The 17,811-nt window shown below is 70.8% G+C and carries 16 protein-coding genes; 12 read left to right on the forward strand and 4 right to left on the reverse strand.

What is annotated here, in order from left to right:
- Positions 1-81: 81 nt before the first annotated feature.
- Positions 82-1,119 (forward strand): C40 family peptidase, encoded by a 1,038-nt coding sequence (locus tag GHR20_RS09295; RefSeq protein WP_111580888.1) that lies wholly within the window; start codon positions 82-84, stop codon positions 1,117-1,119.
- A gap of 352 nt (positions 1,120-1,471) precedes the next feature.
- Here the strand turns inward: GHR20_RS09295 and GHR20_RS09300 are convergent, their stop codons facing one another.
- Entirely contained in the window at positions 1,472-2,251 is a 780-nt protein-coding gene (locus GHR20_RS09300; protein WP_194858853.1) for a winged helix-turn-helix domain-containing protein, read from the reverse strand.
- Between the two features lie 401 nt (positions 2,252-2,652).
- Here GHR20_RS09300 and GHR20_RS09305 point away from each other — a divergent pair, with 401 nt between their 5' ends.
- The 3 genes from GHR20_RS09305 (at position 2,653) to GHR20_RS09315 (ending at position 4,894) form a co-directional block, all read left to right on the forward strand.
- Complete coding sequence (locus GHR20_RS09305; protein ID WP_153812911.1) at positions 2,653-3,216, forward strand: hypothetical protein; 564 nt, start codon at positions 2,653-2,655, stop codon at positions 3,214-3,216.
- Positions 3,217-3,327: 111 nt separating this feature from the next.
- A complete protein-coding gene (locus GHR20_RS09310; protein ID WP_243877985.1) occupies positions 3,328-3,744 on the forward strand; it encodes a regulator component in 417 nt (138 codons plus the stop codon).
- Entirely contained in the window at positions 3,731-4,894 is a 1,164-nt protein-coding gene (locus GHR20_RS09315) for an MAB_1171c family putative transporter (RefSeq protein ID WP_153812912.1), read from the forward strand. The genes GHR20_RS09310 and GHR20_RS09315 overlap by 14 nt, the downstream gene beginning before the upstream one ends.
- Positions 4,895-4,949: 55 nt before the next feature.
- Here the strand turns inward: GHR20_RS09315 and GHR20_RS09320 are convergent, their stop codons facing one another.
- Entirely contained in the window at positions 4,950-5,780 is an 831-nt protein-coding gene (locus GHR20_RS09320; protein ID WP_111580884.1) for an SDR family oxidoreductase, read from the reverse strand.
- Between the two features lie 334 nt (positions 5,781-6,114).
- Here GHR20_RS09320 and GHR20_RS09325 point away from each other — a divergent pair, with 334 nt between their 5' ends.
- From GHR20_RS09325 to GHR20_RS09335, 3 genes are read left to right on the forward strand one after another with little or no spacing between them, the layout of a single operon-like run.
- Positions 6,115-7,257, forward strand: a complete 1,143-nt coding sequence (locus tag GHR20_RS09325) for a glycosyltransferase 87 family protein (protein WP_243877986.1) — start codon at positions 6,115-6,117, stop codon at positions 7,255-7,257.
- On the forward strand, positions 7,254-7,985 hold the full coding sequence (locus GHR20_RS09330) for an FkbM family methyltransferase (RefSeq protein ID WP_111580882.1): 732 nt from the start codon (positions 7,254-7,256) through the stop codon (positions 7,983-7,985). Before GHR20_RS09325 ends, GHR20_RS09330 begins: the two co-directional genes overlap by 4 nt.
- A 30-nt stretch (positions 7,986-8,015) precedes the next feature.
- Entirely contained in the window at positions 8,016-9,185 is a 1,170-nt protein-coding gene (locus tag GHR20_RS09335; protein WP_153812914.1) for a glycosyltransferase family 4 protein, read from the forward strand.
- A gap of 31 nt (positions 9,186-9,216) precedes the next feature.
- Here the strand turns inward: GHR20_RS09335 and GHR20_RS09340 are convergent, their stop codons facing one another.
- Both GHR20_RS09340 and GHR20_RS09345 read right to left on the reverse strand, forming a co-directional pair.
- Positions 9,217-9,885 (reverse strand): response regulator transcription factor, encoded by a 669-nt coding sequence (locus GHR20_RS09340; protein WP_111580880.1) that lies wholly within the window; start codon positions 9,883-9,885, stop codon positions 9,217-9,219.
- Positions 9,873-11,150 (reverse strand): sensor domain-containing protein, encoded by a 1,278-nt coding sequence (locus GHR20_RS09345; protein ID WP_153812915.1) that lies wholly within the window; start codon positions 11,148-11,150, stop codon positions 9,873-9,875. Before GHR20_RS09345 ends, GHR20_RS09340 begins: the two co-directional genes overlap by 13 nt.
- Before the next feature lie 147 nt (positions 11,151-11,297).
- Here GHR20_RS09345 and GHR20_RS09350 point away from each other — a divergent pair, with 147 nt between their 5' ends.
- From GHR20_RS09350 to GHR20_RS09370, 5 genes are all read left to right on the forward strand, one after another.
- Positions 11,298-12,044: an ABC transporter ATP-binding protein gene (locus GHR20_RS09350; protein WP_153812916.1), complete on the forward strand. Its 747-nt coding sequence runs from the start codon at positions 11,298-11,300 to the stop codon at positions 12,042-12,044.
- A complete protein-coding gene (locus GHR20_RS09355; RefSeq protein WP_153812917.1) occupies positions 12,044-14,029 on the forward strand; it encodes an ABC transporter permease in 1,986 nt (661 codons plus the stop codon). Before GHR20_RS09350 ends, GHR20_RS09355 begins: the two co-directional genes overlap by 1 nt.
- Positions 14,030-14,183: 154 nt before the next feature.
- Positions 14,184-14,846 (forward strand): response regulator transcription factor, encoded by a 663-nt coding sequence (locus tag GHR20_RS09360; RefSeq protein WP_153812918.1) that lies wholly within the window; start codon positions 14,184-14,186, stop codon positions 14,844-14,846.
- 30 nt (positions 14,847-14,876) lie between these two features.
- On the forward strand, positions 14,877-16,259 hold the full coding sequence (locus GHR20_RS09365; protein ID WP_153812919.1) for a sensor histidine kinase: 1,383 nt from the start codon (positions 14,877-14,879) through the stop codon (positions 16,257-16,259).
- 129 nt (positions 16,260-16,388) lie between these two features.
- Positions 16,389-17,732 carry a serine hydrolase domain-containing protein gene (locus tag GHR20_RS09370; RefSeq protein ID WP_243877987.1) on the forward strand — a complete coding sequence of 448 codons (1,344 nt, stop codon included), beginning with the start codon at positions 16,389-16,391 and terminating at the stop codon, positions 17,730-17,732.
- Positions 17,733-17,811 lie beyond the last annotated feature (79 nt).

Here is a 17,811-nt window from a genome sequence, read left to right on the forward strand (position 1 = left end):
GCACTCAGACGGAGTGACGGCGGCGGGCCCCGCCCACCGCCGTGCTGGCAGGCGGCTGAAGGAAGCAAGGAGTTCGCCCCTGTGGCCTCCCATCGACGACCCAAGCAGCCCAGCCGGACGCGTGTCACCGTACTGACCACCGCCGCCGCGGCCGCCGTGGCCCTGAGCGCGCAGGCCGCCAACGCCGCGCCGGGCCACAAGCCCGGCAAGGACGAGGTCAAGGCGAAGGTCGACAAGCTCTACGAGCAGGCGGAACAGGCGACCGAGAAGTACAACGGGGCCAAGGAGAAGCAGCAGAAGCTCCAGAAGGAGATCACCGCGATCCAGGACGGTGTCGCCCGTGGCCAGCAGGAGCTGAACAAGCTGCGGGACGGCCTGGGCTCGATGGCCAGCGCGCAGTACCGCTCCGGTGGCCTCGACGCCTCGGTCCAGCTCTTCCTGTCCGCCGACCCGGACGACTTCCTGGACAAGGCGTCCACACTCGACCAGCTGAGTGGCCAGCAGGTCTCCGCGCTGAAGAAGATCCAGGCCAAGCAGCGCGCACTGGCGCAGCAGCGCGCCGAGGCGACCGAGAAGCTCAAGGACCTCGCCACCACCCGCACCGAGCTGGGCCACAAGAAGCAGGAGATGCAGGGCAAGCTCGCCGAGGCGCAGAAACTGCTCAACACCCTGACGGCCAAGGAGAAGTCGGCCCTCGCCGAGGAACAGCAGCGGGCCAGCCGCTCCTCCACCGAGCGGGTGCGGCTCGGCGACGAGAACTCCGCCTCCGGCCGGGCCGGCGCCGCGTTCGCCGCCGCCCAGGGCCAGCTCGGCAAGCCGTACTTCCGCGGCGCCACCGGCACCGCCTCCTACGACTGCTCGGGCCTGACCTCCTGGGCGTACGCGCAGGCCGGCGTGCACATACCGCGCACCTCCGAGGAACAGGCGGGCATCGGCACCCGCCTCACCCGGAGCCAGCTCCAGGTCGGCGACCTGGTCTTCTTCTTCAACGACCTGCACCACGTCGGCCTCTACGCCGGCAACGGCCAGATCCTGCACGCCCCGCGCACCGGCACGGTCGTGCGCTACGAGTCGATGGACACCATCGGCGGACCCTTCATGTTCGGCGTCCGGGTCTGACCCACGTCCCGGCCGACGCGGACCGCCCGCGCCTTCGGGGGAAGGCGCGGGCGGAACGGTCGTACGTCGGTATCAAAACCCTGCCGCGCGCCCGCGCGGTCCGGGCGGACGTGGTGGCCTGCTCGGCGGCCGCCGCATCGCGCAGCCAGTTTTCCGGCGCCTCCGCGGGACGCGACTCGGCGAACTGCGGGAAGACCGAGCGGATGCGCACACAAGCCGCGGGTCAGGAGACCTTCACCCGGAGCGGGTGATGCGTGGCCTTCGGCCGACGTCACATCCGCCGGCACCCTGGAGCGTGAAACGAACATCATGGCCGACATCGCCCCCTTATGACCGCTGTCCGTCCGGCCCGTCAGTCCTGCCGGCCGAGAACCGCCTCACCGAGGTGCGTCAGCCGATGCTTGGTCAGGTTGTCGCGGCGCTCGGCGGCGACCAGCCCGGACCGGCGCAGGATGCCCAGGTGCCTGCTGACGGAAGGGTGCGAGAGGTCGAGACGGCGCGCTATCTCGCCGATGGACACGGGAGCCTGCAAAGTCTCCAGGACGTTCGCACGGGTCTGTCCGAGGAGCTCGCTCAGAGCTGCGGCCCGGTCCTCTTCCTCCTGCTGCCAGAGCCCGGCCGCCGATTCGGTGGTGGGCGTGACGTTGTAGACAAGGACGGGAGCATCGTGTCCCCCGGTCTCCGCGTCCAGGACCACGGGCCCGGGCGCGAACAGCGACGGGGCGATGACCAGGCCCTGCCCGCACAGCTCGATGCCATGCCCTTGCCGCTCGTTGTCCACGCGAAGCAGCGGGGCGCGCCAACTGATGCCCGGATGCAGTTCGTTGAGGACACCCTCGACGCCGCCGGAGAGGACGGCGCGTCCACGTGTCTCACCCTCCAGCCGCAGGTAGTTCCGTATGCGCCCCCAGAAGGGCACGACGGCCACCGAGCGGAAGCGGCGGATGTCGGCGTGAGGTGCCGACCCCGGCCCCCGCAGCCTTCTCCGTACTTTCATGCGCCACTCCGCGAACTCGTCCGGTCGCACCTCGGCGTACCTGAGTTCGGCGAAGCGGGCTTCGATGTCCGGCCCGAGGGAGTCGACGAAGCGAATACGGGAAAGATCTTCCACCGTGAGACGCAGGCAGACCACTGCGCTATCTCCTCAACTCGACACGTGCGATTCGTGGGTCATGTGGTCGCAGTTCGTCTGGCTGTGGAGCGGATGTCATGCCTGCTGTTCCCCCTGTGCTGTTCCCTCTCGACACCACCGCGGCGCCGGACGTGCCGACGAAGAATGCGTGGCGGGTCACCGGGTCGTCAGGCGTTCCCCATACGCATAGGCCGACACAAGCACTCGGGAACCGTACTCAGCGGATGAAAGGGTGTCAACTGATCCGCTGGGGCCCTCATTTCCTGCGTCAGGGCGGTCACGGGACGCGGACCGGCTCCGCGCTCAGGGCTGGACGGCCTTTGGAAATGGTCGTGCCCACGCCGAGTGCCATATCTTGTTGGCGGGACACAGGAGCGGCGTGGCACACAGGAGTTGGAGAATTGGCCAGTATCAGCAGCGATGACAAGGGCACCACAGGTCCGGCGTCCCTGGCTCGGCGGCTTGAGGACATCATCAACGCGTACTACCGGGGCAACCGGCCCCCTTACAGCAAAATCGCCGAAGAAATCCACGAAAGCACAGGGCGTACATTTTCGGCCACCTACCTCTGGGAGTTGGCGACGGGGCGGAAACGGAACGTCACCCGCGACCATCTCCGCGTCCTAGCCGAGCACTTCGGCGTCACACCGGACTACTTCACCGACGAGGAGGTCTCGGAGAGGGTGAGGCGCCAGATGGAGTTCGCCGTCGCCCTGGGGAACAACAAGGTCCGCACGCTGGCCTTTCGTGCCGATGGCCTGTCGGAGGCAGGACTCGACGCTCTGCTCGCGCTCGTGAACGCGATGTCCGACGAGTCCGGGGCGGGGGACGTCACAACCGATAGGAATCATTCAGAGCGCCGGCGCGTTAACGACCAACGAGAGCAGAAGCAACGATGCCCGCTCACGCACCCACTCAGGCGCCCTGTGACGTTTCCGTGGTTGCGTCTGCCGGGACGGGGGTGACAGCAGGTGAGAAGGACGGGCCACTACGCCGAGTTGCAGCGGAAGTGTACGGCTATCCTGCGCGATCTCGGGATGCACGGGTCATTGTCCCTCGACGCGATTCTTGTGCGGGTGGAGGAGCTCAGGGGCCGCCCGCTCGTTCTGAAAGAGCTGCCGGAGCAGGCGGCGATCGCCGGAGCCTGCGGTCTCTGGCTGGGCACCGATGACGCCGATTACGTCTTCTACGAGGCGCGTACGGCGCCCCTGCATCGCGAACACATCATTCTGCACGAGATCGGCCATGTGCTGTGCGACCACCACCGGGGGACGACGGCCCACGGCGATGAACTGGCGGGTCAGATCCTCAGCGGCCTGCAGCCCCACCTCGTCAAGCGATTGATGGCACGCACCAGTTACACGACCACCGAGGAACAAGAAGCCGAGATGATTGCCAGCCTCATACAGAGCGCCGGAAAGACGGGCCCCATGGCCGGCCCGCTGGGACGGCTCGGCGCCTTCCTGGGAGTGACGGTCGATGTCGGCGAGTGAGCTGGCGACTCAGGTGGGGCTCGGCAGCGTTCTCATCATGTGGTTCGCCGTCGCATGCCGCGCCCGGCCTGCGTTGCGTCAGGCCCAGCAACGGGGACTGTGGATCAGCGTCCTGGCCGCAACCGTCGCCATCACCCTCTTCCAGCCCAGGATCGTCGAACTGCTCACGGACGCCGGCACGGACGTCCGCACCATCGCTCTGGTCCGCAACCTGATCGGTGTCCTCAGCGCCGGGCTGGTCCTTCTCTTCATGGTCGACTCCACCCGCGCTCGCCGCCTGCACCTCTCCGTCGTGGTGGGGCTCGCGGCAGCCATGGGCGCGTTGCTCGTCCTGAGCCTGTTGCAGGCGGTTCACTCCGGCGAGAGCACACCCTCCGTTCAGGGACCCGCCGATGCGGGGTCCGCCTACTGGCTGATCCTCGTCGTGGCCCATCTGGTCGGTGACGCCGTCGCCCTCACGGTGTGCTGGTCGTACAGCCTGCGTACCGCAGATCGCGATCTCGTCTGGTCGCTGCGGCTGTTCGCGGTGGGAAGCGTCTTCGCGGTCGCCTTCTGGGGCGGCTATCTCTGGTACCTCTTCGGCGGCACCCCCGCCATCCTTCCCTACCTGTCGCTGGTCATCGGCGTTCACGGCATCATCCGGGCGGTATCACTGCTGGTCCCCACGGCGACGGCCGCGGCCCGAACCTGGACCGCTCTGCGGGTCACCTGGCGGCTGTGGCCGCTGTGGCGCGATCTCGTCGTGGCAGTGCCCCAAGTGGCGCTTGCCAGTCCACAGCAGACCAGGATCCAGGAGGTGCTGCGCCCGCGTTCCCCGCTGGCGCTGCAGGCGCACAGACAGACCATCGAGACCTATGACGCGCTCCTGGTGCTCCAGCAGTACTCCCGGCCCGGCGCCTACGAGGACGCGCGCCGACACGCCCAGCGGGCAGGAGTGCGGGACGACCGACTCGCCGCCGCCGCACTCGCCGGCGCGCTGGGACAGGCGAGGCGAGCCAAACTCGTCGGTGCGTCACCGTCCGCCGCCCGCCCCCTCCCCGGCGTGGAGCACGGAAGCGCGGCGACCTTGCTGACGATCGCCCGGATGTGGCCGTCGATGACGGACGCGCTGCCGTGCGACAGCGAAACCGTCGCGGCCCGGCGGCCCTGACCCCACCCCCTCGCGAGCGACAGAGGACGGGCCGGGAGCCGCGGGACCGGCGGTACTACCGACGAGTTCCCGCCTCGTCGTCGCGCGGCACCACACGGAAGTCGAAGCCGAGCGTCCCGGGGTCCAGGGCCGTCGCCCCGCCGTCCACGGTGAGCACGGCGCCATTCACATACGACGCCGCGGGGGACAGCAGCCAGGCAACGGCCTCCGCGATCTCCCTCGGCTCACCCGGACGACCCAGCGGAAGGAATCCGGTCACCTCCTCGTAGGCGGTGTCCACGCCGTCTCCCGGCAGGTCCGCTTCGGCGGCGAAGCGCGCCATGCGGCGGTCGGCCATCTCGCTCCGCACCCAGCTCGGGCACACGACGTTGGCTCGCACCCCCTGGCCGCCGTAGTCGACGGCGACGGAACGGCACAGTTGGAGCAGGGCTGCCTTGGACGTGGCGTACGGCGCGTTGCTCGTGCCGTTGCGCAGCGCGGACACCGAAGCGACGGCGACCACCGCGCCGCTCGCCTCCAGCAGGTGCGGGATCGCCGCGCGCAGGAGCAGCAGTGGGCCGGTGACATTGGTGCGCATCACCTCGTCCCAGTCTTCCAACGACAGGTCGCCCACGGCCCCTCCGCGCCCGATGCCCGCGTTGAGCACCACTCCGTCGATCCGTCCGTACGCGTCCAACGCTGCCGCGACGAGACTGTCGGCGGCCTCGGGGTCCCGCACGTCGGACGGATGCGCGAGCACCCCGGTCTCTTGTTCGAGGCGTCGCAACGGCTCGCTGCGCCGGCCGGAGACGACCACATGGTGCTCTCCCTCGCGCAGCAGCCGGGCGGTGGCCTCCCCGATGCCCGTACCTCCGCCGGTCACGATGACAACTCGCTTCTTCTTCACTGCTGTTCTTGCTCCTTCAAGATCGCAGGGCGCCACCGAGCGTAGATCTTGCTGATCCCTTGCTGACGACTTTGAGACAAGCTGACCTGCCCTGTTGCCGAGACCCCCTGCGGTACACATCGGTTCCATGGTCGGGTAAACCCGACCTTGAGGTCTCGACCTGGCTGTCATGCCCCGGCAAGGCGCTCCCCGGTGCAATGGACGGGTGCTGACTCATAGGCATCAACTTCCCTCGGAAAACCGCGCATTGTGGTGTTGCGGCTGGCTCGCGGCCGCCGTGTGGGCCGCCGTCTTCCCGCTGATCACGGCACCCGAGCCGCACCGTGTGTGGGGCATGAGCGCCTGCGCGGGCTACCTCTGCGCGGCGGTCGCCGCGTTGTCGCCGCGCCGGCGCGGACATGCCGTATCGGTCTGGCTCGCCGTCGGCGGTGCCGTCGTCGTGCCCCTCGCACTGCTGGTACTGACCGGCTCGGCGCAGAGCGAGGTCGGCGTGATCGAGCGCGCCGGGCTGCTGACGGTGCACCAGTCCACACCGTACCTGGCGCATCCCCGCACTGTGGCCGAGGTCACCCCGTACCTGCCGGGCATGGCGGTGTTCGGGCTGCCGCGTGCCGTGCTGGGCGACAGCGGCGCACTGCCCAGGGTGCTGGGTGACGCCCGGCTCTGGTGTGCGGCGGCGTTCCTCGGCTGCCTGTGGACGGCTCGGCGTGCGGCCCGGCGCCCTGCCCGCGGTCCGGGGGCGGCTGCCGGAAACACGATGAGCATGTACGGTGTCGGCGCGTTCGTCGCCTCACCGGCCGTGGCCCTGCCGCTGTGCGTCAGCGGCGTGGACCTGCCGCTGATCGGGCTGCTGGTTCTCGCGCTGGCGTACGCGGCGCGGGGGCGGTCGGCGGCCAGCGGTCTCGCGCTCGTCGCCGCCTGCTCCCTCAAATGGACGGCCTGGCCCGCCGTCGCGGTCGCCGTGGCGCTGCTCGCCCGCCGGGGCGGCCCCCGCCCAGCTGTGCGCGGGGCGGCCGTGGCAGTGGCGGGCACGGCCCTGCTCGTCCTGCCGAGCGCGCTGTCGTCACCCGGGCCCCTGGTGCAGCAGGTGTTCGCCTTTCCGATCGGGCGGGGGCCATGGGAGACTCCGGCGGCCAGCCCGCTGCCGGGCAGACTGCTCGCCGACGGCGGGCCGGCCGGCTGGTACGCGGCGGTCGCCCTGCTACTGGCCGCCGGACTGGCCGTCGCCCTGTCCCTTCTGGTACGGCCGCCGCACGATCTCGTGTCGGCCGCCGACCGGCTCGCCGTCGGCCTGTCCGCGGCGTTCCTCCTCGCGCCGGCCGGGCGCTTCGGGTACCTCGCCCTGCCGGTCGCCCTGGTCGTGTTCGCCCGGCTGTTGGGCGGCACCGGGCGCAAGGAGCCCGCGCACGGCCTCGTCGTACGGGACTCCCGGCCTGCGCGTCCCACCCCCGTCGCGGCCCCGGGGGGCACCCGGTGAGGGCCCGTCGTATCGCGGCGGTGGCGGCCACCCTGCGGTGGGGCGCCCACCGGTTCCCGTTCGTCGAGGACGAGGTGGCGGGTCTACGGGCGTTCGTACCGGCGGGATCGGTGTGCGTGGACGCGGGCGCGGAGTACGGGCTGTACACCTGGGTGCTGGCCGCCCTGGCCGGGCCGTCCGGCCGGGTGCACAGCGTCGAGCCGCTGCCCGGTCCCTACCGCCTGCTCCGCAGCACCGCGCGGCTCCTGGGCGCCCGCAACGTGACCGTGCACCGCGCCGCCCTCGGTGACTGGTGCGGGTCCGGAACGCTCAGCCTGCCGGTACGGCGAGGTCTGCCGGTGCACGGGCGGGCCTATCTCACCGCGGGCGCGGACGGGCCCGGCCCCAATACCGAGTTCCGCGACTCCCGCACCGTGCCGGCCCCGGTCCGGACCCTCGACCAGCTGGCCCAGGAGATCGCCCTGGAGCGGCTGACGTTCGTCAAGGCCGATGTCGAGGGCACTGAACTCGCCCTGCTGAAGGGAGGCTCGGCCACTCTGCTCCGCCACCGGCCCACGCTGCTGCTGGAGATCGAGCGGCGCCACCTGGCGAAGTACGGCGCGGATCCGGCCGATGTCCTCACCCACCTGCGGGACTTGGGTTACCGGGCCCACTGCTGGCGCCGTGGCCGCTGGGATCCCGTCACCCGCATCACCGACGACCGCCGCAACTACCTCTTCACCACCTGACCGTCCCCGTCCCGAAGGCAGCGACCGACCATGGGCACCACTCTCATCGTCACCAACGACTTCCCGCCTCGCCAAGGGGGCATCGAAACGTTCGTCCACGCCATGGCCACGCGCATACCCGGCAACGACGTGGTCGTCTACACGTCCAGTGAGCCGGGCGCCGCCGAGTACGACGCCACGTTGCCGTTCCCGGTGGTCCGGGATCCCAGCGGCAAGCTGCTGCCCACCCCCAAGGTGACCCGCCGCGCTCTGGAGATCGCCCGGCGGTACGGCTGCGACCGGGTCTGGTTCGGCGCCGCCGCTCCCCTCGCGGCGATGGCGCCGGCACTGCGGCGCGGCGGGATCCAGCGGATGGTGGCCACCACGCACGGTCACGAGATCTGGTGGGCACGCACACCGGGCGCCAGGCAGGTGCTACGACGCATCGGCGACCATGTGGACGCGGTCACCTACCTCGGCGAGTACACCCGGCGTCGTATCGCGCCGGCGCTGGGGCCGCGGGCCGAACTCGCGCGGCTGGTTCCCGGCGTGGACACCGCGGCGTTCCTGCCGGAGCCCGGCCGGGCCCGGCAGATCCGGGAGCGGCACGGCATCGTGGACCGCAAAGTCGTCCTGTGCGTCTCACGGCTGGTCCGGCGCAAGGGCCAGGACATGCTGATCCGGGCGATGCCCCGCATACGGCAGGCCGTGCCGGAAGCGGTGCTGGTGATCGTGGGCCGCGGCCCGGACGAGCACCGGTTGCGCCGGCTCGCACGGCTGCACGCCGACGGCCACGTGGTGTTCGCCGGCGGGCTGGATCACGCGTCGACGGCTGCGTACTACTCGGCGGCGGACGTGTTCGCCATGCCGTGCCGGACCCGCAAGGCCGGGCTGGAGGCGGAAGGGCTGGGCATCGTGTTCCTGGAGGCTGCCGCCAGCGGGCTGCCCGTGGTCGCCGGAGACTCGGGGGGCGCGCCGGACGCGGTCGTCGACGGGGTGACGGGGACCGTCGTTGACGGCACGGACGAAGGGGCCGTGGCCCGTGCTGTGACGGAGATCCTGCGCGACCCGGACAAGGCCGCGGCGATGGGCGAGTCCGGCCGGGCCTGGGTGGCTTCGCAGTGGTCCTGGGACGTGTCGGCACAGCGGCTGGCCCAGCTGCTCTCCCCCGGTGCGGATCTCAGCGCGGCGGTGTCCGGGCGGAGTGACGGGGAAAGCTGACGGAGCTGCGGCCTCCTGAGGGTGCCCCCGCTCAGACTCGCGGGGGCTGCCCGCGCAGGTGGGCGAGGACGGCCAGGACTCGGCGGTTGCCCTCTGCCGGGTCGAGATCCAGCTTCATGAAGATGTTGCTCGAGTGCTTGACCACCGACGCCTCCGTGATGGTGAGCCGCTGCGCGATGGCCTGGTTGTTGAGTCCTTCCGCCATGAGAGCCAGTACCTCCCGCTCGCGGGGCGTCAGGCGCTGCAGCGGCTCGTCGGCGGCACGCTGCTGCAGCAGCACGCGAACCACTTCCGGATCGATCACCGTCTGCCCGTCGGCGATGCGGTCCAGCGCGTCGAGGAAGTCGGCGACCTCTCCGACCCGGTCCTTGAGCAGATACCCGAGTCCCCCCTCGGCCGGCGAACTGCCGCTGAACAACTGTGTCGCGTAGGCCGTGGCGATGTACTGCGACAGCACGAGCACCGGCAGGCCGGGGTGCCGACCGCGCAGTTCCAAAGCCGCCTTCAGCCCTTCGTCGCGGAAGCCGGGCGGCATCCGGACATCGGTGATGACCACGTCCGGCCGGTCGGCGTCCACGGCGCGCGCCAGTTCACCGGCATCCCCGACAGCGGCTGTCACCTCGTGTCCGACCTGGGACAGCAGCTCCACCAGGCCGGCGCGGAGCAGGACGGCGTCCTCGGCGAGCACTATGCGGAGCACGGCACCTCCGCCCGCAGTTGCGTGGGTCCGCCGACGGGACTTGTCACGACGAGTCTCCCTTTCAGAATGGCCACGCGGTCCGCCAGTCCTTGCAGACCGGCACCGGCGGCCGGATCGGCGCCGCCGTGCCCATTGTCGGTGATCAGCAGGACCAGCTTGTCGTCGCGCAGCCGTCCGACGACGGTGACCTGGTCGGCACCGCTGTGCTTGGAGGCGTTGGTCAGCGCCTCGGTGACGGTGAAGTACGCCGTCGTCTCGATGGCCGGTGGCAACCGGTGCGGCAGATCGATGTCGACGGTCACCGGGATCGGGTTGCGCAGGGCGAGTTCGGCGAGAGCGGCGGGCAGGCCGTGGTCGGTGAGGACCTGGGGATGGATGCCGCGGACCAGGGAACGCAACTGGCCCAGGGCCTCGCGGGCCTCGCCGCGGGCTCGGGCGATGAGCGCGACAGCCGGCGAGTCCTGGCCTCGCAGCTCCATCTCGGCCAGTCCCAAGGTCATGCTGAGTGCCACGAGTTGCTGCTGGGCACCGTCGTGCAGATCGCGTTCGATGCGTCGCCTCTCGGCTTCGAACGCGTCGATCAACCGAGCGCGGGAGCGGGTCAGTTCGATGACCCGGGAGCTCAGGTCCTCGTCCCGCGCCGACAGCAGGAACTGGGCGACCCATACGTGCGCGCCGGTGAGCAGCCCGCCCACGTAGGCCGAGACGAACAGCCCGAACAGGCCGATGGCGCTGCCCGGCAGGGCTGCCACGGGGTCGGAGATGGACCTGCCGGGCACCAGCATCACCGTGTCGGGCGCAATCGCCCACACGATGGCCGGTGTCAGCGTGAGGATCACCGACAGGCCGAACAAGGCGGCGAAGCCGAACCCCGTGGTGGTGGAGACGACTCCCAGGACGAGCGTGTACCCCAGTTCCCGCCATGTGGCCCGTTCACGCAGCCGGGTGCGCAGCCACGGCCAGGCTCCCGTACCGGGCAGGGAGCCGTGCGGGTCGAGGAGGGGCTCCGGTTCCACAAGCCGTAACCGGCGCCGCTCCAGGGCGGCGACGGGGATGCCGGAGACGGCGACCGCCATGAGGACGAGCAGGCCGACTCCGACCACGGACAGGCCGACACCGACGAAGAGGAGGGCGGTCACAAGGAACAGCACGGCGAAGCCGAGGACGGTTCCGCTCAGCAGGAAAGCCCAGCACCGCAGCGGCCATGTGGAGAAGGCGAACCGCAGGGGGTTCCGCCGTAAGGACTCCCAGACGGCGACGGTCATGGTGCGTGTCCCTCCGGGGCGGACGCGTGCGGGGCCACCGGCTACTCTATCCGGCCGGCGCGCCCGGCGGATGGTAGGGAAAACCCGCCCCCCAGGACTCTGCGAAGGTCCACTGACCTGGGCGGCCCGCTCTGCTGGACTGGGAGCATGTCATTGCTCACCGATGTCCAGCTTCCCGCTGTCCAGCTGGCCGCCGTCTCCAAGAGTTACGCGGGCGCCGCGAGCCCGGTCCCGGTGCTGCGCGAGGTCAGTCTGGGCTTTTCGCAGCGCGCGATGACCGCTGTGATGGGCCCGTCCGGCTCCGGCAAGACGACACTGCTGAACTGCGCGGCCGGTCTGGACAAGCCCGACAGCGGCAGGGTCCTGCTCGGCGACACGGATCTCGCCGCCTGCGACGAGAGGGAACTCACCGCGGTCCGCAGGAGCCGGATCGGCTTCGTCTTCCAGCAGTTCAATCTGCTGCCGATGCTGAGCGCGTACGAGAACGTGGCGCTGCCGCTGCGGCTGCAGGGCCGGCGGGTGAAGCGGGACCGGGTCGTGGATGCCTTGCGCGAGGTGGGCCTGGAGGACAAGTCGGACCGACGGCCCGCGCAGCTGTCCGGCGGCCAGCAGCAGCGGGTGGCGATCGCGCGCACGCTGGTCGCCGAGCCCGAGATCGTCTTCGCCGACGAGCCGACCGGGTCTCTGGACCGGTCCAGCGGGCGGCAGGTCATGGAACTGCTGCGGACCGTGGTGGACCGGGCGGGGCGCACGGTCGTCATGGTGACGCACGATCCGGCGGTGGCGGCCTGCGCGGACCGGGTCGTGTTCCTCTCGGACGGTCAGGTCGTCGGGCGGCTCGACCACCCTACGGCCGACGCGGTCGCCCAGCGGCTGAGCATGTGGGAGCGGTGATGTGGCGGATCTCCGTGCGCTCGGTGCGGCACTACTGGGCCCTGTTCACCGGTACCTTCGTGGCCCTCACGCTCGGCGTGGCGCTGATCGGCGTGTCCGCCTCGGCGCTGGCCGCGACCTGGGCGGTGCCGACCTCGACGGATGCCGGCCGCCCTTCGGTGACGCTCACGGACGGCACCGGCGCGGCGCACACCCTGTCCGGCGGTGACGTGGACATGGGCGGGGTGCAGAGCGTGCTGGCGATGGCGGGGGTGGTGTCCGCCTTCGTGACGATCGTCGTCGTCACCGGTACCTGCGCGTTCGGCATCGCCCTGCGCCGACGCGACATGGGGCTGCTGCGCCTGGTGGGCGCGGGCGGGCCGCAGGTGCGCCGGATGGTGCTGGGCGAGGCGCTGGCGGTGGCGGTGCCCGCCGCGCTCGTGGGGTGCGCGGTCGCCGCTGTGACCGCGCCGGTCGCTGTCGGGGCACTCAACGGCACCGGCCTGTCCCCGGTCGATTTGCGGCAGGGACCGTTGCTCTGGCCGCTCGTGTTCGCGGCGGGCAGTGGCCTGTTCATGGCCGTGCTGGGGACCCTTGCCGCGTCGAGGCGCGCCGCCCGGGTCCGCCCGACGGAGGCGCTGCGCGAGGCGGACCTGGACGCCCGGACCATGACGGCGGGGCGCGGGGTGACGGGCGGGCTGGCGCTGGTGAGCGGTGCGGTGATGCTGGCTCTGGCGCCCGGCGCCGGGGCGGAGGCGGCGACTCCGCTCGCGTTGTTCGGCACCATGGCGCTGGCGGTCGCCGCCACACTGCTGGGACCGGTGTACCTGCCGCCGCTGCTGAGGCTGATGGCGCTGCCGCTGCGCTGGCTGGACCCGGTGGCCGGGCGCCTGGCCGCGGAGTCGGTGCGCACGTCGCGGCGGCGCACGGCGTCCCTGGTTGGGCCGGTACTGGCGATCCTCACGGTCGTCGGCGCCTTCACCACGGTGCTGTCCACCACGGGCGCGGCGACGCAGGCGGACGACCGCGCGCGCACGGTCGCACAGCTCGTCGTGGAACCCGCTCGGGGTGGCGCGCTGAGCGCGGCCGACATCAAGGCGCTCCGTGCCGACCCGGCGGTGGCGGCCGTCTCCGCCCCCGCCGAGCTGGAGGTGGCGGTGGCGGGCCCGTACTCGGTGTGGAAGGAACAGGCGGCGATCGCGGACCCGCCGGCCCTGGCCCGCACGCACCGGATCTCCGTGGTCGGCGGAACGCTCGGACCGCTCCGGCCGGGGACGGTCGCCGTGTCACGAGAGTTCGCCGACTGGTACGGGAAACGTGCGGGATCGACCGTGACCTACGGGTTGTTCGGCGGTCGGCCTGTCAAGGCCCGCGTGGTGGCGGTGCTGGACGGCGGCTCGGCCGTGCCCTCACTGCTGCTGCCGGACGGGGCGCGGGGTACGACCCCGGCCCCGTCGCGTGCCACCGTGCTGCTCCACAAGGAGGCCGCGGGCTCGGCACGGGCGACGGCCGCCGAGCTGACCGCGCGTCTGGGGGGCGACCGGGTCAGGGTCGTGCCGTCGGCGCAGTGGCTCGGCAAGACGGCGACCGACCAGGACCGGCTCAACCGGCTGGTGCTGGGAGTGCTGACGGTGCCCGCGTCCCTGTACGCGCTGATCGCCGTGGCGGGCACGCTGGTGATGTCGTACAGCCGGCGCGGCGGGGAGGTCTCGGGTATGCGGATGCTCGGCGTCAGCGCGGGGCAGGTACGCCGCATGGCTCTGTGGGAGACGCTGTCCACCTCCGCGCTGGGTGTGCTGATCGCGGCGGGAGTGGTCGCGCTGGGTGCGCGGGCCTACCGGGGAGCACTCACCGTGTTCGGTGGCGAGGCGCCGCTGAGCGTGGAGTGGGGGATGCTCTCGGCACTTACGGCGGCATGCGTGCTCGCGGGGGTGGTGGTGAGTCTGGCGGCGTCGGGGCGTTTGCTGCGGCAAGCCGGCGTCTCGATGGTCGCTTCCCGCCGGTAGGCCCTTCGGGCCCCTGGCCGCGCCTTGCCGGGCGTGGCGTCGTCCATCGTGCCGCCCTATGCTGATGCCCCCCACACAACTTCACTTCTTTCAGCCACCGGGTGGCATCATGCCCGGCTATTGGTTGGCACGATCCTAACGAGCGGGAGTCTCCATGCGCGTCGCGATCGCCGAGGATTCCGCGCTCCTGCGAGCCGGGATGGCGAGGCTGCTGGCGGACGAAGGAATTGAAGTGGTCGCCTCGCTGAGCGACGCGACGGGGATTCTGGAAGTCGTCCGTACCGCTCGCCCGCATGTGGTCATCATGGACGTCCGCATGCCGCCCACATTCACGGACGAGGGCATACGCGCCGCTCTGGACATACAACAGCTCCGCACGGACACGGCCGTGTTGCTTCTTTCCCAGTACGTGGAGCCCACCTATGCCGAGGAGTTGGTGCGGAACGCGTCGGCAGGGGCGGGTTATCTGCTGAAGCAACGCGTCGGAGATTTCGAGGAGTTCCTCTCGGCCCTGCACCGGGTGCAGCACGGGGAGACCGTCCTTGACTCCGACGTCTTCAAGCAGTTCGTCGGCAGTCCGCGCGAGAAGCGTGCCACCGAGTTGCTGACGCCGCGCGAACGCCAGGTACTCGAACTCATGGCGACGGGGCTGACCAACAGTGGAATCATGAATCGGCTCGGTATTTCCGAACGCGCGGTGGAAAAGCATGTCACGTCGATCCTGGGCAAGTTGCAGATTCCCAACTCGGGCGAGAACCATCGCCGGGTGCTGGCGGTGCTGGATTATCTACGGGGCCTGGACAGGCTGAAGGACTGAGCCGGCTGACGTATCGCAATTCGTAGCCCCATGACTTTTCCGACCCCCTACCGTGTGGCCGCGGGCCTGATCTACCTCTCCGTGGGCAGTCTGGTCGGCCTGCTGCTGGTCCCCCTTCTGGCGGCCTCCCTGGCGCTGCGCGCCGTCTCGTGGCTCCTGCTCGTCGGCCTGCCGACGGTGGTCGTCACCCTCGTGCACGGTACGGCGGCGGTGGTTCGGCGGGCCGTGGCCGCGTCGCGGCGGCGACCGCCGAGAGCCGACCAGGCCGTGGGCGAGGTTCCGCGGCAGGTAGCAGCCCGGATGGCGGCCCTGCACGACGGCATGTCATTCAGCCTGCCGCTGCTGCGGGCCGTCGCCGACCTGGAACGCCTGCTCGCCCACTCGGTCGTCGGCGACCCCGGGGACCCCTCGCACCGGTCGGCGGAGGCGAACCGGGAGGTGGAGCGGGAGCGCCGCTCCACCGAGCCGCGCTGGGACGACATCGGCTACCTCGGACTGCTGCTGCTGGGCTCGGTCTGGCTGTTGCCGCTCGCGGCACTCGCGCTCCCTGTGGTCCTGTTCGCCGTGGCCCTGCCGGTCGGGCCGCCCGAGCAACTCGCGTTCGGACCCGGCGTGACCCTGCTGGTGACCGGGGCGTTCACGCGCGTGTCGGTGGCTGCCGCGGCCGTGGCGCTCTTCTCGGTGCTCGTGGTGCTGCTGTTCTGGATGGGCAAGCTCCGGGCCCGGCTGGTGCGGCGCGTCCTCAGCCGTATCGACGAGGCCGAGGCGCAACTGCGGGAGCAGGCGGCCGAACGCCAGCGCATCGCGGCGCTGCGGGTCAACGACGCGGATTTCCGCCGCCTGGAAAGGGATCTGCACGACGGGGCACAGGCGCGCCTGGCGGCCCTGCTCATGCGCCTGTCGTACGCGAAACACCGCCGGAGCGACAATGCGGAATACCTGTCCGCGCTCGTCGAAGAAGCCCACCAGGAGATCGGCAGGGCGCTCGACGACATCCGGGACCTGGTGCGCGGCATTCAGCCGCCCATTCTGAGCGACCGCGGTCTCGAAGCGGCCATCACGGCATTGACCGAACGTTTTCACGTGCCCGTGACCGTGTGCGGCGCGCTCGCTCGGCGCCCGGATGTGAGCGTGGAGTCGACCGCGTACTACATCGTCGCGGAATGCCTCGCGAACACGGTCAAGCACGCGTCCGCCACGTGCATTCGGGTCCGCCTGGACGAACACGACAACCAGCTCGTCGTCGCGGTGACGGACGACGGCACGGGCGGCGCCTCACCGGCGGCCGGGACGGGCCTGCGGGGGCTGGAGGACCGGGCGGCCGCCCTCAACGGGCAGCTGGAGGTCAGCAGTCCGCCGGGTGGGCCGACCACGGTGACCGCCACTCTCCCTTGGTCGATTCACCCTGTCTGACCTGCATCTTTTCTCTAAATCGAAAGCCCTTGCCGTTCATTGAACGTGTGATCGAGGATGAAGGGGTACGGCTACCCGCACCTCCGTGGTGCGGGTAGCCGTACCGATGACATCCATCAAGGGGGAGATGTGGAAGCGCCTTTCACGGCGGATCGGTTGCGAGGACTCACGCACGACCACTCTGTTCCCGGCGCCCAGCTGACCATCCGCCGGGCCGGCAAAAGGGTATCGGTGGCCACGGGTGTGACACGCGTCGGGACCGCCCGGCCGGTGACTGTGGACACCGCCTTCGCCCTGGGCTCGGTGACCAAGGCGTTCACGGCCACCGTAGTCGCCCAACTCGTCGCGCAGGGCGAACTGGAATGGGACGACCCGGTCTGTGAATACCTGGCGGAGTTCGACGGGGCGGTGGACGGGAGAATGTCCGCCGTCACCCTGAGGCACCTGCTTTCTCACACCGCGGGGCTGGTCGCCGACCATGAACTCGACAGCAGCCGGGAATCGTCCCTGGCGCGTTACACGGCAAGTGCCGTGCTCACCTCTCCCCTGCACGAACCCGGTCGATACTTCTCCTACTCGAACACCGGCTACAACATCGCCGGACACGTCATCGAGACGGTCGGTGACATGAAATGGCAGGCGGTCGTCGAAAATTCCCTCTTACGACCGCTCGGTATCGACCCGGTGTTCCTGAGCGGCGGCCCGGCGGAAGGCCTTCGCACCGTCGCCGACGGCCACACCGTACGGCCGGGCCGCGAGCGCAGTGTGCACCCCGTCGGCGTGTACGTGCCGGACGGCTGGGCACCGGCGAGCGGGCTGGCCGGCAGCGCCGACGACCTGGTCGCGCTCGCCGCCCTGCACCTGGGCGACCACCCCGACGCCGACGCCCTGCTCCCCGCCGCGGACCGTGCCGAGATGGCGGCCCGGGATCCCCGCGCGAACGCCTTCGGTATGGCCGACGGATGGGGCCTCGGCCTCGCCCACTACGCCTCGTCCGACGGCCCCTGGCTCGGACACGACGGCACGGCCGACGGCGGCACCGCGCACCTGCGGTTCCATCCGCGCACCGGCACCGCCGTCGCACTGACCACCAACGCGACCACCGGCACCCTGCTGTGGGCCGACCTCGTCGACATCCTGCGGGAGCACGGTATACCGGTGGGCGACCACCGCCCCACGACCTCCACCGCATCTGCCGTGCAGACGGGTCTCAACCGTTTCACCGGCGACTACCGCAACGGCGACACGCGCTTCATCGTCCGCACCCACCAGGACGGCACCACCCTGCACCTGACGGACGCCACCGGTCTCACCGCCGGCCTCGCGCTCCGCGGCGACCTGACCTTCGACGCCCGGCGCACGGACGCCGAGACCGCCCCCTTCTCCGGCCGGTTCGTCACCGAAACCGCCACGGGCGATGTGGTCCTCATGCAACTCGGCGGACGCTCCGCCCGGCGGACGTCGGCCGCGTAGCCCCTCGCCGACCGCGGACGCGCGCCGAGCCCCGCCATCACGCTCCGGCCGGCACCGCCCTCCCCGCTCCACCTTTCCA

Origin of the sequence: Streptomyces sp. SUK 48 (assembly GCF_009650765.1) — a bacterium.
GTDB lineage: Bacteria > Actinomycetota > Actinomycetes > Streptomycetales > Streptomycetaceae > Streptomyces.